Below are 14,801 nucleotides of genomic sequence, written 5' to 3' on the forward strand. Positions count from 1 at the left end.
TGATTGGAACGATGGCTTTAGCGACGGCTCTTGTGGAACCGTCGTCGATAATTGCCGGAATCGTTGCATTTTGCGGGTTTAGTGCGCAACCGTCATCCGTAAAGTGTACATCGCCGGGATTTGTGTCGTGGCAACTGGCCCCTTCGCGAGCAAGCTCGCTCCCACAAGAGGTCTGCGGCTTACAGAAATCCACTGTGGGAGCGAGCTTGCTCGCGAAGAGGCCCGCCTAGACGCTGAAGATCCTGAGCGGTACTTGCATCTTCCCCCCTGCACCCGCATAACTTAATCCATGAATCTGCCCATCCCCACGGACGCGGCCCTGGCAGGCTTTCACCCCGCCGTCAGCGCCTGGTTCAGCAACACGTTCCCGACGGTTACCGCCGCCCAGGCCCGCGCATGGCCGTTGATCCGCCAGCGCCGCTCGACGCTGATCGCCGCGCCCACCGGCTCGGGCAAAACCCTCACCGCGTTTCTCGCCGTGCTCGACGACCTCGTCCACCGTGGCCTGGAAAACCCCGACGGCCTGCCCGACGAAACCCTGGTGGTCTACGTCTCGCCATTGAAAGCGCTGTCCAACGACATCCGCATCAACCTGCAAAACCCGCTGGCCGGAATTACCGGGCAACTGCGGCAGATGAACCTGCCCGAGCTGCAAATCACCACCGCTGTGCGCACCGGTGACACGCCGCAGAAAGAACGTGCGGCCATGCGCAAATCGGCACCGCACATTCTGGTGACCACACCGGAGTCGCTTTACGTTCTACTCGGCTCGGAATCCGGGCGAAAAATGCTCGGCACCACGCGCACCGTGATCATCGATGAAATCCACGCGATAGCCGCCGGCAAACGCGGCAGTCACCTGGCGTTGAGCCTTGAGCGCCTGCAGGCGCTTTGCGCCGAACCGCTGACCCGCATCGGCCTGTCCGCCACGCAGAAACCGGTCGAAGCCGTGGCGCAATTTCTGGTCGGTCATGAGCGCCCCTGCGAAATCATCGATATCGGCCACGCCCGACCACGGGATCTGGGCATCGAGGTGCCGCCCGTGCCGTTGTCGGCAGTCATGGCCAACGATGTCTGGGAGCTGGTCTACGACCGCCTCGCCGAACTCGCCCGCGAGCACCGCACCACGCTGATTTTCGTCAACACGCGACGCTTGGCCGAACGCCTGAGCCGGCACCTCAGCGAACGCCTTGGCAAGCACGCGGTAGCCGCGCACCACGGCAGTCTGGCCAAGGAGTTCCGTCTCGACGCCGAACAACGGCTCAAGCGCGGCGAGTTGCAGGTGTTGATCGCCACCGCCTCGCTGGAACTGGGTATCGATATCGGCGAAGTCGATCTGGTCTGTCAGATCGCCTCGCCCCGTTCCATCGCCGGTTTTCTGCAAAGGGTCGGCCGTTCCGGGCACCAGGTCGGCGGTACGCCCAAGGGTCGGTTGTTTGCCACCACCCGCGACGACCTGATCGAATGCGCCGCCCTGCTCGACTGCGTGCGCCGTGGCGAACTCGATACCCTGCACATTCCCGTCGCGCCGCTGGATGTTTTGGCCCAGCAAATCATCGCCGAAGTCAGTTGTCAGGAATGGCCGGAGGACGCCTTGCTCGCGATGTTCCGCCAAGCCTCGCCCTACCGTGACCTTGACGAAAAACACTATCAGGCCCTGCTGAGCATGCTCGCCGAAGGCTACAACGGTCGCCAGGGCATCCGCAGCGCGTACCTGCACCGCGACGCCGTCAGCCGCACTTTGCGGGGGCGGCGTGGTTCGCAACTGACCGCCGTAACCAGCGGCGGCACCATTCCCGATAATGCCGACTACAGCGTGATGCTCGAGCCGCAAGGCCTGAACATCGGCAGCGTCAACGAAGACTTCGCCGTAGAAAGTATCGCTGGCGACGTGTTCCAGCTCGGCAACACGTCCTATCGTATTCTGCGCGTGGAAACCGGCAAGGTGCGGGTCGAGGATGCCCACGGCCAGCCGCCAACCATTCCGTTCTGGCTCGGCGAAGCGCCGGGGCGCAGCGATGAATTGTCGTTCGCCGTGGCGCGCCTGCAAGCACAGCTCGACGCGTTGCTCGGCGCCAGCCCCGGAGACTTGCAACCCGCGCTCGACTGGCTGACGCAGACCCTCGGCCTCAACCGCGCCAGCGCCGAACAACTGGTTGAATACCTCGCCCGCGCCCGCCAGACCCTCGGCGCCCTGCCCTCGCAAGACACACTTTTGATGGAGCGTTTTTTCGACGAGTCCGGCGGCACGCAATTGATCATCCACTCGCCGTTCGGCAGCCGCATCAACCGCGCCTGGGGTCTGGCCCTGCGCAAGCGATTCTGCCGCACCTTCAATTTCGAATTGCAGGCGGCCGCCAGCGAAGACGCGATCGTGCTGTCGCTGTCCACCAGCCACAGTTTTGAACTCGATGACATCTGGCGCTACCTGCACAGCAACAGCGCCGAGCACGTCCTCATTCAAGCGGTACTCGATGCGCCGCTGTTCGGCGTGCGCTGGCGCTGGAATGCCGGGGTGGCGCTGGCATTGCCGCGTTTTACCGGCGGACGCAAAGTCGCGCCGCAGTTGCAGCGGATGAAAAGCGAAGATCTGATTGCCAGCGTGTTTCCCGATCAGATCGCCTGCCTGGAAAACCTCGCCGGTGAGCGGGAAATCCCCGAGCATCCGCTGATCGAACAGACGCTGGACGATTGCCTGCACGAGGCGATGGACAGCGAAGGCTGGCTCAATCTGTTGCGGCGCATGGAGCGTGGCGAGGTGCGTTTGATCAGTCGTGATCTGCCGGCGCCCTCGCCGCTCGCGGCAGAAATCCTCAGTGCGCGGCCGTACAGCTTTCTCGACGATGCTCCGTTGGAAGAACGGCGTACGCAAGCGGTGATCAACCGGCGCTGGAGCGATCCGCAATCGACCGATGATCTCGGTGCGCTGGATGCGGACGCCATTAACGCGGTGCGCGAAGAAGCCTGGCCGACGCCGAATGCTGTGGATGAAATGCATGAAGCGCTGATGAGCCTGGCGTGTATCAGCGAGGCGGAAGTGCAAGCGAACGAAGGCTGGCGAGAGTGGCTGGAAACCCTGTCCAGCAGCGGTCGCGCCGGTCATTTGCAGATCGACCCGGAGCATGGCTTGTGGTTCGCGCGCGAACGCCTGACCTGTCTGCAAGCGCTTTATCCACAGGCCAAATTGCAAGACGAACTGGAGGCGTTACCGGGGTTCGATGAAGCCTGGACTTTCGATGAGGCGCTGGTCGAAGTGCTCCGCGCCCGTCTCGGTGCGTTCGGCCCTCTGCCGTTATCCGCCATTGCCGAGCCGCTGGCGCTGCCGGCCGCTCAAGTCCATCAAGCCCTCGCGCAACTGGAGCGCGAAGGTTACGTGCTGCGCGGTCAATTCACGCCCAAGGTCAACGTTGAGGAATGGTGCGAACGGCATTTGCTCGCGCGCATTCATCGCTACACGGTCAAACGCCTGCGCCGGGAAATCGAACCGGTAGCGCTGCAGGATTTCATGCGGTTTCTGTTCGACTGGCAGCATCTCTCGCCTTCGACACGCGGTCAGGGCAGCACCGTGTTACCAGAGATTGTCAGCCAGTTCGAAGGCTACGCGGCGGCGGCTTCAGCGTGGGACAGCGACATTCTCCCGGCGCGGCTCAAGGATTATTCGCCGAGCTGGCTGGATGATCTGTGCCGCAACGGCAGACTGGTATGGACGCGCCTCAGTGCCCGGCAAAAAATCAGCGGCACGGCGTTGCGCAGCACGCCGATTGTATTGCTGCCGCGCAGTCAGGTCGGTTTGTGGAGTGCGTTGGCTGAACAGACGCCGGTGAGCGAACTCTCGCCGAAAACCCAGAAGGTGTTCGAAGCATTGAGTCAGCAGGGCGCACTGTTTTTCGATGAGTTGATTCATGAAGCACATCTGCTGCGCACCGAACTGGAGATTGCCTTGCAGGAACTGGTCGGCGCCGGGTTGGTGAACGCCGACAGCTTCGCCGGCCTGCGCGCGCTGATCACCCCGGCGAGCAAGCGCCAGCAGCGCAGCAGTCGTCGCGGGCGCGGGGCGTTCATCGGTGGGATGGATGATGCCGGGCGCTGGGCCTTGCTGCGGCGCGGGGCGGCTGTGGATAACAGCGAGGCGCTAGAGCACGTAGCCATGACCTTGCTGCGCCGCTATGGCGTGGTGTTCTGGCGTTTGCTGGAGCGTGAGGCGGACTGGTTGCCGAGTTGGCGCGAATTGCTGCGCACGTTTCATCGGCTGGAAGCGCGCGGCGAGATTCGCGGCGGGCGGTTTGTCAGTGGCTTGGCGGGGGAACAGTTTGCCTTGCCCGAAGCGATTCCGTTGTTGCGCGAAGTTCGACGGCGGCCGCATGACGGCAGTCTGGTCGCGGTGTGCGGGGTCGATCCGCTGAACCTGGCCGGGACGTTGTTGCCGGGGGTGAAAGTGCCGGCACTGGTGAGTAATCGGTTGGTGTATCGCGATGGGTTGCCGGCGGCGGCGGAGATTGCCGGTAAGCAGCAATTCTGGCTGGAGCTGGATCAGATTTGTATGGAGCAGGTGCGCAGCAAGCTGATCCGGCATTGAGGGTGTTTGGGCTGACGTCTTCGCGAGCAGGCTCGCTCCCACAGTTTGATCGCGTTCCCCCTGTGGGAGCGAGCTTGCTCGCGAAGAGGCCGGCACTGCCCCACATAATCTTGCGTTAAGTCCGCGATTCCTGCGGCACCTCGCTCGCCACCACTGCCCCCTCCTGCGACCGCTTCGGCAACAAAACCTGCTGTGGATAAGTCTGCGCGAAGTGCACCACCGGGCTGTTATCCACAAGCTTCTTCAAACGCTGGTTGAACGCCCGGCTCACCGCATATTGCCCACCGGACACCGTACGGAACTGCGCCGTCAGCACCACGCCGTTCAAATCCATCTTGTCGACGCCAAACACATCCAGCGGCCCTTGCAGGTTGTACTTGAGGAACGGGTCTTCGCGGATCGAATCTCCAGTCTCGCGGATCAGCTCGATGGCTTTATCCACGTCCGTGTCATAAGTGAACTGCACCGAGAAAAACGCAAAGGCAAACTGCCGCGATTGATTGGTCACAGCCTTGATCTGGCCGAACGGCACCGAGTGCACAAAACCCTTGCCGTCGCGCAGACGCAAAGTACGAATGGTCAGCCCTTCGACCGTGCCGGCATGCCCGGAATCGAGCACCACCCAATCACCAATCGACAGGGTATCTTCGATGATGATGAACAGCCCGGTGATCACGTCCTGCACCAGTTGCTGCGAACCGAAACCGATGGCCAGGCCGACCACCCCGGCACCAGCCAGCAGTGGCGCAACGTTGATCCCCAGGTTAGCCATGGTGGTGATCGCGCAGATCACCACGAGGATGATTTTGATCGCGTTGCGCAACAGCGGCAGGATGGTTTTTACCCGCGTACTTGGCTGGCGTGCGCCGCGCTTGCTGACCGGCGGTTTCAGCGCTTCCTGAATCGCCGTGTCGAGTACCACCCACAGTAACCACGTCACCAGGAAGATCAGACCGATGCTGCTCAGCGCGTTGCTGATCGCACGGCCGACCGTGCTGCTCTGAGCGAAATCGAGCAACGACACGCCCCAGATCCGCCCGAGAATATCGATGAAAGCAATGGCGATGACAATCCGCAGCAAGGCGTGCAACAGGCTGAGAAACCGCTCCTTGTAGGCACTGCTGCGCTGGATTGCTTCTGCCTTTCGTGACTTGAACAGATGCTGCAGGATCGTGCTGAGGAACACCGTGCCGATCAGCAGCACTGTGGTGAACAGCGCGCAGCGCAAAGCTTTCTGATTGTCCTCGCCGATGCCGATCAGATTTACCGCCGAGACCAGCACCATCAGCACGATCGGCCAATACCACAACCCGGAAAAAATCCGCAACGACTCCTGCAACGAGGGCTGTTTCAGCCGTTGGCTCAGCGAGCGATTGCGGATCAGGTGTGCCACTGGGCGACGCAGGCGAATCACCAGCAAACCGAAAATGATCGAGGCGACCAACCCGGTAAACACCGCGACGCTGCTGGTGATATTGCCACCCAATTGACGGGCGATCTGCGGGCTGGTCAGCGCATCACTGAGAGCAGCGAGGAAGCCGATCAGGAACAGCGGACGCGGGCAATAATCACGAATGATCCGCGCCGCCGGACGTTTATGGCCGACGTTGAACATCACCACCACGCACAGCAACATCGAAGTGGAAAAGATGCCGCTGCTGGTGGCGTAGGCCAGACACAGCGCCAGCGCGCGTCCCACTGAGGCCTGTAGAAAATGGCTGACGTACAGGGTCAGCGGCAGACAGATCAGCGCCGGCACGGTGTAGGGCAGCAAGTAACCGAGCAAATCCTGGCTGCGCTGACGGGTGCGCAACCAGCGGCCCTGACGCAGGCGCTTGGCCAACAGACTGCCCAATACGGTCAATAACGCGAAACTACCGAGCCAGACGCCCGATAGCGTAAGAAAATCCCCAGCGACGCTCCAGCCAGAGCGATTCGACGGTTGGTTGACCAGTTTGTCGACTTCATCGGCTGCACGGTCGGCACGCAGGCGCCAGGCGTCGACCAAATGTTCGTTGAGATCGAGTTTGTCCTGTACGTCGTCGATGCTCGAACTGATTGCACCGAGCAGACCACCCTGCACAATCGGTTCGGGTTTGGCCGCTTCTTCGGTGGCGGCCGGGATGCCCGGTAGCGCGGCGGCGTCGATTTCACTGGCACCGAGAAACAGCAATGCTCCCAGCAGAATGGCGATCCTGAACTTGACCAAAACTCCGATCTCCCTTGGCTGAACCTGTAAGGAACTGATCGGTAATTGCACAGCAAGTTCAAGAGCGCCCTCACCCTAGCCCTCTCCCAGAGGGAGAGGGAACTGACCGAGTTGCCTGATCTGACTGCACCGATCTGAAAGTCCTGAGTCGAATTCGAATCCTGAGAACCCTGAAGATCGGCTCCCTTCCCCCTCGCCCCCTTGGGGGAGAGGGTTGGGGTGAGGGGGAGCGCTTTTGATCTTAGGCCTTAAGACGTGACCGTCCGTAATACCATCGAAACTTTCCCGCACCGCCCGCAGTCATCAAAAGATACCGGCAACACGAGGACTTTCGACGGGAGGGCGGCATGGCAACGATTCACATCGGTATTTCCGGCTGGCGCTACGCACCGTGGCGCGGGGACTTCTACCCCAAGGGACTGGCGCAAAAACGCGAATTGCAGTTCGCGTCGCGGGCGGTCAACAGCATCGAAATCAATGGATCGTTCTACGCCCTGCAACGGCCCGAACGCTATGCGCAGTGGTACGCCGAAACACCCGACGATTTCGTCTTCAGCGTCAAAGCCCCGCGTTTTATCACCCACATCCGTCGCTTGCGCGAGATCGAAAAACCGCTGGCCAATTTCTTTGCCTCCGGGGTGCTGGAACTCAAGGAAAAACTTGGCCCGATCCTTTGGCAATTCCCGCCAAACTTCAAATTCGATCCCGAGCGCTTCGAACATTTCCTCGCGCTACTGCCCCACGACACCGAAGCCGCCGCCACCCTCGCCCATCAGCATGACTCGCACCTGCACGGCCACGCGAGCCTGAAAGCCTGGCGCAAGAAACCGTTGCGCCACGCGGTGGAAATCCGCAACGAAAGCTTCATCGATCCGCAATTCGTGCGCTTGTTGAAACGCCACAACACCGCGCTGGTGATCGCCGACACCGCCAACAAATGGCCGTATCGCGAAGATCTCACCAGCGACTTTGTTTATCTGCGCCTGCACGGTGCCGAAGAACTCTACGCCAGCGGCTACACCGCCCCGGCCCTCAAGCGCTGGGCTGAACGCATTGACGCCTGGCACCACGGCGAGCAACCCAAAGATGCGCATTTGATTGCACCACGCCTGAAGCCGCGCGCGCGCAAATCCCGCGAAGTGTTCTGCTACTTCGACAACGACATCAAAGTCCGCGCGCCCTATGACGCCCGCGATCTGCTACATCGCTTCGAACTGGATAAAAACCTCGCCACCCGCCCCGGCGAACCTGCTGGCGAAGGAGTGTTGGCATGAGCATTCCAGAACCGGTCGGCTTCACGGATGAAGGCTCGGTGGTCGCGCCTTCTGTGCGCACCTTCACCGTGCTGACGGTCAACACCCACAAGGGTTTTACCGCGCTCAACCGGCGCTTCATCCTGCCGGAACTGCGCGAAGCGGTGCGCAGCGTTGCCGCCGATGTGGTGTTCCTGCAGGAAGTCCATGGCACCCATGAGCATCATCCCAAGCGCTACAGCAACTGGCCGACGATGCCGCAATATGAATTCCTCGCCGACAGCCTCTGGCCGCAGTTCGCCTACGGGCGCAACGCGGTGTACCCGGAGGGTGACCACGGCAACGCACTGCTGTCGAAATTCCAGATCATCCGCCACGACAACCTTGATGTTTCAATCACCGGCCATGAGAACCGTGGCCTGCTGCATTGCGTGCTGCGCCTGCCCGGTGACGGCACCGAAGTGCATGCCATCTGCGTGCATTTGGGTCTGCGCGAAAGTCATCGCAACGCCCAGCTGGATTTGCTCATGCAACGCCTAGCGGAGCTGCCGGATGACGCACCGGTGATTGTCGCGGGCGACTTCAACGACTGGCGCCAGCGCGCCGATGTGCAACTAAAACCCTGTGGCCTGCGCGAGGTGTTCGCCGAGCATCAAGGCAAGCCGGCGCGCAGTTTTCCGGCGCGCCTGCCAGCACTTCGGCTGGATCGTATTTACGTGCGCAACCTCAAGGCCAGCCAGCCGAAAGTCCTGGCGAACCGGCCATGGTCGCACCTTTCCGACCACGTTCCTTTATCGGTAGAGATCGAACTATGAGCAGCGCGCCGCTGGAGAAATCCGCCGTGGAACCGATCGCCATCAACCCGCCGATCCGCGAGCCCGGCCACGTTGATGTCGAGTACCGCTGGCAGGGCAACAATCGGGTCGAGTTGCTGGAAAACGGTGAGGAATATTTCCCGCGGGTGTTCGAAGCGATGCGCGCGGCGAAGAGTGAAATCCTCCTCGAGACCTTTATCGTTTTCGAAGACAAGGTCGGTGCCGAATTACAGGAGATTCTGATCGACGCTGCCCGGCGCGGTGTGCGCACCACGGTCAGTCTCGACGGTTTCGGTTGCGGTGAGTTGACTACCGGTTATCTGACCGCGCTGAGCGAAGCCGGCGTACACCTGCAAATCTTTGACCCGGCACCGAAACGTCTGGGTATCCGCACCAATTGGTTCCGTCGTTTGCACCGCAAGATCGTGGTGGTCGACGGGTTGATCGCGTTCATTGGCGGGATCAACTTTTCCGGCGATCACCTGGCCGATTTCGGCCCCGAAGCCAAGCAGGACTACTCGGTGCAAGTGCAGGGGCCAGCGGTCGCCGACATTCACCACTTCGCCCTACTGCAAAGTGGTCGTCCCGGTCGTGCACGCTTCTGGTGGCAACGCCGGCGCCAGCGTCGCGCCGAGATGGCCTTCACTGATCACGATGGTCAGGTGCGCCTGGTCTTCCGCGATAACGACCAGCACCACTCCGACATCGAAGACGTGTATTTACAGGTACTGCGCCGTGCCAAACGCCGCGTGGTAATCGCCAACGCCTACTTCTTCCCCGGTTACCGCTTGCTAAGGGAAATCCGCAATGCAGCGCGGCGCGGGGTCGAAGTGCGGCTGATTCTGCAAGGCCAGCCGGACATGCTGGTGGCCAAACTCGCCGCGCGCATGACCTACGATTATTTGCTCAAGGCCGGCGTACAGATTCACGAATATTGTCAGCGCCCGCTGCACGGCAAAGTCGCGCTGGTTGACGACGAATGGAGCACCGTCGGCTCAAGCAATCTCGACCCGCTGAGCCTGTCGCTCAACCTCGAAGCCAACGTGCTGATCCGCGACCGCGCGTTCAATCAGCATCTGTTCGAACGCCTCGAAGACCTCAGTCAAAACCATTGCAAAGCCATGGACCCCAGCAAGTCGCCGCGTGGCCGCATCTGGCACATGACCGTAGGTTTTCTGGTGTTCCACTTCCTGCGGCATTTCCCGGCGATGGCCGGTTGGCTGCCAGCGCACAAACCAAGACTCAAGCCGTTTCGAGGTGACCGCTCATGAGCCATTCCGAGGTGCATTCCGCCCAGCATTCGGCGCCAGCAACGCACTCGAAATGGAGCCGCTGGAAACGCCCGTTGACCTTGCTGTTTTTCCTCGCGCTGATCGTGTTGCTGACGATGTTCGCCACGCGCATCGAATGGGCCGAGGTGCTGCAAACCCTCGCCGACTTCAAGGTGCGCACACTGATCATCGCCGCCAGCCTGACACTGCTGAGCTTTCTGGTGTACGCCAGTTTCGACCTGATCGGCCGTACCTACATTCGCCAGGACCTGACCTGGAAACAGATTCTGCCGGTGGGGATCATCAGCTATGCGTTCAACCTGAACCTGAGCGCGTGGGTGGGCGGCATCGCCATGCGCTATCGGCTGTATTCGCGTCTTGGCGTGAGCAAAAGCAACATCGCCAAGATTCTCGGTTTGAGCCTGGCGACCAACTGGTTCGGCTACATGACCATTGCTGGCGTAGTGTTCAGCAGTGGATTGGTGACAATGCCGCCGGGCTGGAAAATCAGCAGCAGTGCGCTGCAAGGCATCGGCGTGCTGTTGCTGCTGATCAGCGTCGGCTATCTGGCCGCGTGTCAGTTTTCCAAACGTCGCGAGTGGTCGATTCGCGGCGTGGAAATCAACCTGCCGTCGTTGCGTATGGCAGTCCTGCAATTGCTGCTGGGGGCGTTGAACTGGTCACTGATGGCGGCGGTGATTTTCACGTTGCTGCCGAGCAAACTGGATTATCCGCTGGTGCTGGGGGTGTTGTTGATCAGCGCGATTGCCGGGGTCATTACGCATATTCCGGCGGGGCTTGGGGTGTTGGAGGCGGTGTTTGTGGCGTTGCTGCAACATGAGGCTTCGCGCGGCAGTCTGGTGGCGGGACTGTTGGCGTATCGGGCGATTTATTTTCTGCTGCCGTTGTTGATTACGGTGGTGATGTATTTGGTGGTTGAGGCCAAGGCCAAGGCGCTGCGAATAGAGAAGAAACCTTCCTGAGAGGCGTGCTGAGGCTGATGCCCTCTTCGCGAGCAGGCTCGCTCCCACAGGTTGAATGCATTCCAAATGTGGGAGCGAGCCTGCTCGCGAAGGCGTCCGAGAGAACACTGAAAGATCAAGCCGACTGAATGATGCTCAACCGTTCACCCACGACCATCTCGGTAATCCAGTCCACCAGAATCGAGGTGTACGCCTGCTGCGACACCGGTTCACTCAGCGCATGATCGGCGCCGTCGATAATCCGGTGGGTCAGTGAATGCGTCTGCTGGCACGCCGCGCGATAACTCATGATCGCCGCGTGAGGCACGTAATCGTCGGTTTCCGATTCCACCAACAACACATCCCCGGTGAATTGCGAGCAGGCGTGCAAGGCGCGATTGGTGTCCGCGCGCACCAGCGTGCTGCGGTAATCACGCAAATCAGCCTTGTCCAGTTCACGCTTGGGCGTGTGCCATTGCTCGTCGCGATACAGCGCCGGCACCCGCAACGCCAGCCAGCGCACAGGGCGTAGCGAGGTGAGGATCGCCGCCAGGTAACCGCCATAACTGGTGCCGACCACGGCAATCGCCGAGGTGTCGAGCGCCGGATGCGCGAGCAAGCGGTCATACGCCGCGAGCAAATCACGCAGGTTATCCTCGCGGGTAACGCGGGTCAGCGGAATCCCGGTGCCGCCGGTATGCCCGCGCAGGTCGAAGGTCAGGCACACGCAACCAAGACCGGCGATGCCTTTGGCGCGCTCAAGATCACGCTCCTGACTACCGCCCCAACCGTGCACGAACAACACCCCCGGCACTTTCGATTTGGGACTGAGAAAGGTCCCGCTCATCTGTTCATCATCAATGTCGATTTGAATGCTTTCGCTTCTAGCCGTCATAGGATTTGACCGTTACGTATTTAAGGAGAAATTCGCTGTTCTCAGCCGGTCCGCGATAGACCTCAATGGCGTCCGCCGGTAGCGGCTGATCGATGTAGGTTTCTACCGAAGACACACGAATCGCGCGCATTCCCGGATCGTTGACGAAGCTTTGCAGCGCCGCGACCTCGGCACTGCTGGCACCGCCCATGCGCCAGGATTGCTCGAGCACGCCGCTGCGGGTTTTGCCGTTGCTGTCCAGGCCTTGGGCGATGTCATAGTTGCGTCGTGAAGCGTAGAAACGCGGGTAAGCTTCATCGGCGGCGCTGTCGAAAACCTGCGCCTGTTCGATGGCCAGGCGCACATCATCCGCCAGATCCAGCGCCAGCAGATCATCATAGCCACCCTGCACCACCAACAGGTTCGAGCCGCCGTAAACGTCTTCGCCGTGGGCATCCTTGGTCAAGTATTGATCGCCGCAGTAGCTCAGCACCTTGTCGCCGATGAATGACTGGCCGACGCTGTGGGTGACGACATCACTCAAGTCCTGTTCCAGCACTACGCCCTCGCTGAACTGCTTTGCACTGTCGGGGCGGGCGAGGATTTCGTCGAAGGCGTCGAGGCTTTTGATCACTTCCTGGCCACGACCAGCGCAGGCGTGAACCGGCTTCAAGCGAATAGGGCCGCTGTACAGCAAATGCTCGGCAGCAGGCCGCGCATCTTCCAGCGCAAACACGCTGAGGCCATCGAGCACCACGTTACGCACGCGCTCGGAAAATAATGGCGACCAGCCTTGCGGCGCATGGGCCAGATGACTGCGCAAACCGTGGCTGATGGCTTTGGTGCAGATGAAGTCATGTTCCACAAAGCCGCCCCACAGATCATCAGGGCCTTTGATGCCGAGCTGATTAGCGCTGGCCGTGCCGACGATGGTTTGCGTCGGTAGCAGATACAGGTCACGGCCACGGTGTTTGTCCGGGTCGTAGCTGCCGCCGAATTTGCATCCGAGAATCTGCGCCAGCCATCGCGCCAGAGACTTGTTGGTCTGTACTTCATGTTGCGGTGCGTCGGCGCGCACCGAGTGGGCGACGACGATTTTCCTGCGGGGTGTCGGGGTCATGCGTCCCCCTTCCATCGGTTCGATGACTGTAGCGATGAGAGGTGCAGAGATCAGGCCAACGGCCGCTCTACGAAAATCCTAGTCCAATCAGAAACTTGCCAGAATCGTGCTGGCACCACGCCTGTTTCAATCTGCACGACGGCCCGTAAAATCCAGGCAATTTGCACGATCTATGGCCCTGTGGAATTCAATGTGGGAGCGAGCCTGCTCGCGAAGGCGTAGTGTCAGCGGACAGCAATTTCGCAGATCCACCGCTTTCGCGAGCAGGCTCGCTCCCACATTAGGTAATGGATGCTTTAGGGTTTGGGGTCACACCAAACCGCGCCCGATAATCACTCGGCGCCAGCCCGGTGATCTTCTTGAATATCGCGCGAAACGCGCCCGGATCCTGATAGCCCACCGTCCAGGCAATGTGATCGATCGTGCCATTGCTGAATTCCAGCATCTCGCGTGCCTTGCCCACCCGCAGATGCTGGCAGTACTCGGTCGGTTTCAACCCGCTCGCCGCGCGAAAACGCCGCAGAAAGGTGCGCTTCTCCAACCCCGCCCGCTCCGCCATCGCCGTCAGCGAAACATCCGTCGCACCGGTGCTTTGCAGCCAGTGCTGCACCTTGAGAATCGCCGCATCGCCATGCCCGAGAATCGGCGCGAAGTTACTGCCGCACTCACTGGCGCTGTCACTGTGCTCGATCACCAGAAATCGCGCGGTGCCGGTGGCAATGCTCGGCCCGAGCAACCTGTCGACCAGACGTAATCCCAGTTCCGACCAAGCCATCAATCCAGCCGTGGTGATCAAGTCGCCGTCATCGACAATCGGCGTATCCGCCTTGAGCCTGATCTTCGGGTAACGCTCGGCAAAAGATTTGGCCGAAGTCCAGTGAGTGGTAGCACTGCGGCCATCGAGCAGACCGCTCTCGGCCAGCATCAGCGAGCCTACGCAAACCCCGCCCAGCGTCGCACCGCGGGCATGTTGATCCCGTAACCATTGCATCAGGCTGGCCGGCGCCTGCGCCGCCGAGAACCCGCCGATCGATGGCGGAATCAGCACCGCCAGCAAAGCGCTGTCGTCACTCGCATGACTGGCGTAAGTGCGCGTTGGCGGCTGATTACCTTCGACCTGCCAGTGACTGACCCGCAGCACCGGCAACTGCGCGGCCTGATGTTCGGCAGCAATCCGGTTGGCCACCGCAAACAGATCAGTCAAACCATGCACCGCTGCCATCTGCGCGCCGGGATAGATCAGCACGCCCAGTTCAGCGATGGCAGCCCTTTCTGCGCCCATTGTCAGTTTTCCCCTGTCTATTGTCGGTGCGGCCAATCCTCGAATCGCTGGTCAGCACCAATACTGAAGCCACTTCCAGCCAATACATCGAGGACACACCCATGGCCAAGCAAGCGCTCATCGTAGTCGATATCCAGAACGACTACTTCCCCCAAGGCAAGTGGCCGCTGGCCGGTGCTGATGCCGCCGCCGACAATGCCGCCCGGCTGATCGCCGCGTTCCGCGAGAACAGTGATTCGGTAATACACATTCGCCACGAATTCACCTCAGCGGACGCGCCGTTTTTCACCCCGGGTTCGGAAGGCGCCAAGCTGCATCCGAAAGTGCTCAACCGCGCCGATGAACCGGTGGTGCTCAAGCACTTCGTCAACTCGTTCCGCGAAACCGAACTGCAAGCGATCCTCGACGAACAAGGCATCAAGGAACTGGTGGTGGTCGG

Annotated in this window: 10 protein-coding genes; 6 read left to right on the forward strand and 4 right to left on the reverse strand. The window is 60.9% G+C overall.

The features are described from left to right. Window positions 1–289 precede the first annotated feature (289 nt). Entirely contained in the window at window positions 290–4,576 is a 4,287-nt protein-coding gene (locus tag F8N44_RS13805; RefSeq protein ID WP_150650670.1) for a DEAD/DEAH box helicase, read from the forward strand. Window positions 4,577–4,691: 115 nt separating this feature from the next. On the opposite strand, the gene F8N44_RS13810 is transcribed toward F8N44_RS13805, so the two are convergent. After that, a complete protein-coding gene (locus F8N44_RS13810; RefSeq protein WP_150650671.1) occupies window positions 4,692–6,785 on the reverse strand; it encodes a mechanosensitive ion channel family protein in 2,094 nt (697 codons plus the stop codon). 347 nt (window positions 6,786–7,132) lie between these two features. Here F8N44_RS13810 and F8N44_RS13815 point away from each other — a divergent pair, with 347 nt between their 5' ends. The 4 genes from F8N44_RS13815 to F8N44_RS13830 are packed head-to-tail and all read left to right on the forward strand — an operon-like array spanning window position 7,133 to window position 11,107. Beyond that, complete coding sequence (locus F8N44_RS13815) at window positions 7,133–8,059, forward strand: DUF72 domain-containing protein (RefSeq protein ID WP_150650672.1); 927 nt, start codon at window positions 7,133–7,135, stop codon at window positions 8,057–8,059. Next, window positions 8,056–8,853: an endonuclease/exonuclease/phosphatase family protein gene (locus F8N44_RS13820; RefSeq protein ID WP_150650673.1), complete on the forward strand. Its 798-nt coding sequence runs from the start codon at window positions 8,056–8,058 to the stop codon at window positions 8,851–8,853. Before F8N44_RS13815 ends, F8N44_RS13820 begins: the two co-directional genes overlap by 4 nt. Beyond that, entirely contained in the window at window positions 8,850–10,124 is a 1,275-nt protein-coding gene (gene clsB, locus F8N44_RS13825; RefSeq protein WP_150650674.1) for a cardiolipin synthase ClsB, read from the forward strand. Before F8N44_RS13820 ends, clsB begins: the two co-directional genes overlap by 4 nt. Further along, on the forward strand, window positions 10,121–11,107 hold the full coding sequence (locus F8N44_RS13830) for a lysylphosphatidylglycerol synthase domain-containing protein (protein WP_150650675.1): 987 nt from the start codon (window positions 10,121–10,123) through the stop codon (window positions 11,105–11,107). Before clsB ends, F8N44_RS13830 begins: the two co-directional genes overlap by 4 nt. 115 nt (window positions 11,108–11,222) lie before the next feature. Here F8N44_RS13830 and F8N44_RS13835 read toward each other — a convergent pair whose 3' ends face one another. From F8N44_RS13835 to F8N44_RS13845, 3 genes are all read right to left on the reverse strand, one after another. Further along, window positions 11,223–11,981, reverse strand: coding sequence for an alpha/beta hydrolase family protein (locus F8N44_RS13835; RefSeq protein WP_007917206.1), 759 nt, complete (start codon window positions 11,979–11,981; stop codon window positions 11,223–11,225). After that, entirely contained in the window at window positions 11,971–13,080 is a 1,110-nt protein-coding gene (locus F8N44_RS13840; RefSeq protein ID WP_150650676.1) for a DUF3182 family protein, read from the reverse strand. Before F8N44_RS13840 ends, F8N44_RS13835 begins: the two co-directional genes overlap by 11 nt. A gap of 280 nt (window positions 13,081–13,360) precedes the next feature. Next, entirely contained in the window at window positions 13,361–14,362 is a 1,002-nt protein-coding gene (locus tag F8N44_RS13845; protein WP_150650677.1) for a GlxA family transcriptional regulator, read from the reverse strand. Between the two features lie 101 nt (window positions 14,363–14,463). On the opposite strand from F8N44_RS13845, the gene F8N44_RS31715 reads away from it, so the two are divergent. After that, window positions 14,464–14,801, forward strand: a 338-nt coding sequence (locus tag F8N44_RS31715) for an isochorismatase family protein (RefSeq protein ID WP_224794764.1), incomplete at its 3' end; no start/stop codon positions are given.

The organism is Pseudomonas fluorescens (assembly GCF_902497745.1).
GTDB lineage: Bacteria > Pseudomonadota > Gammaproteobacteria > Pseudomonadales > Pseudomonadaceae > Aquipseudomonas > Aquipseudomonas fluorescens_BM.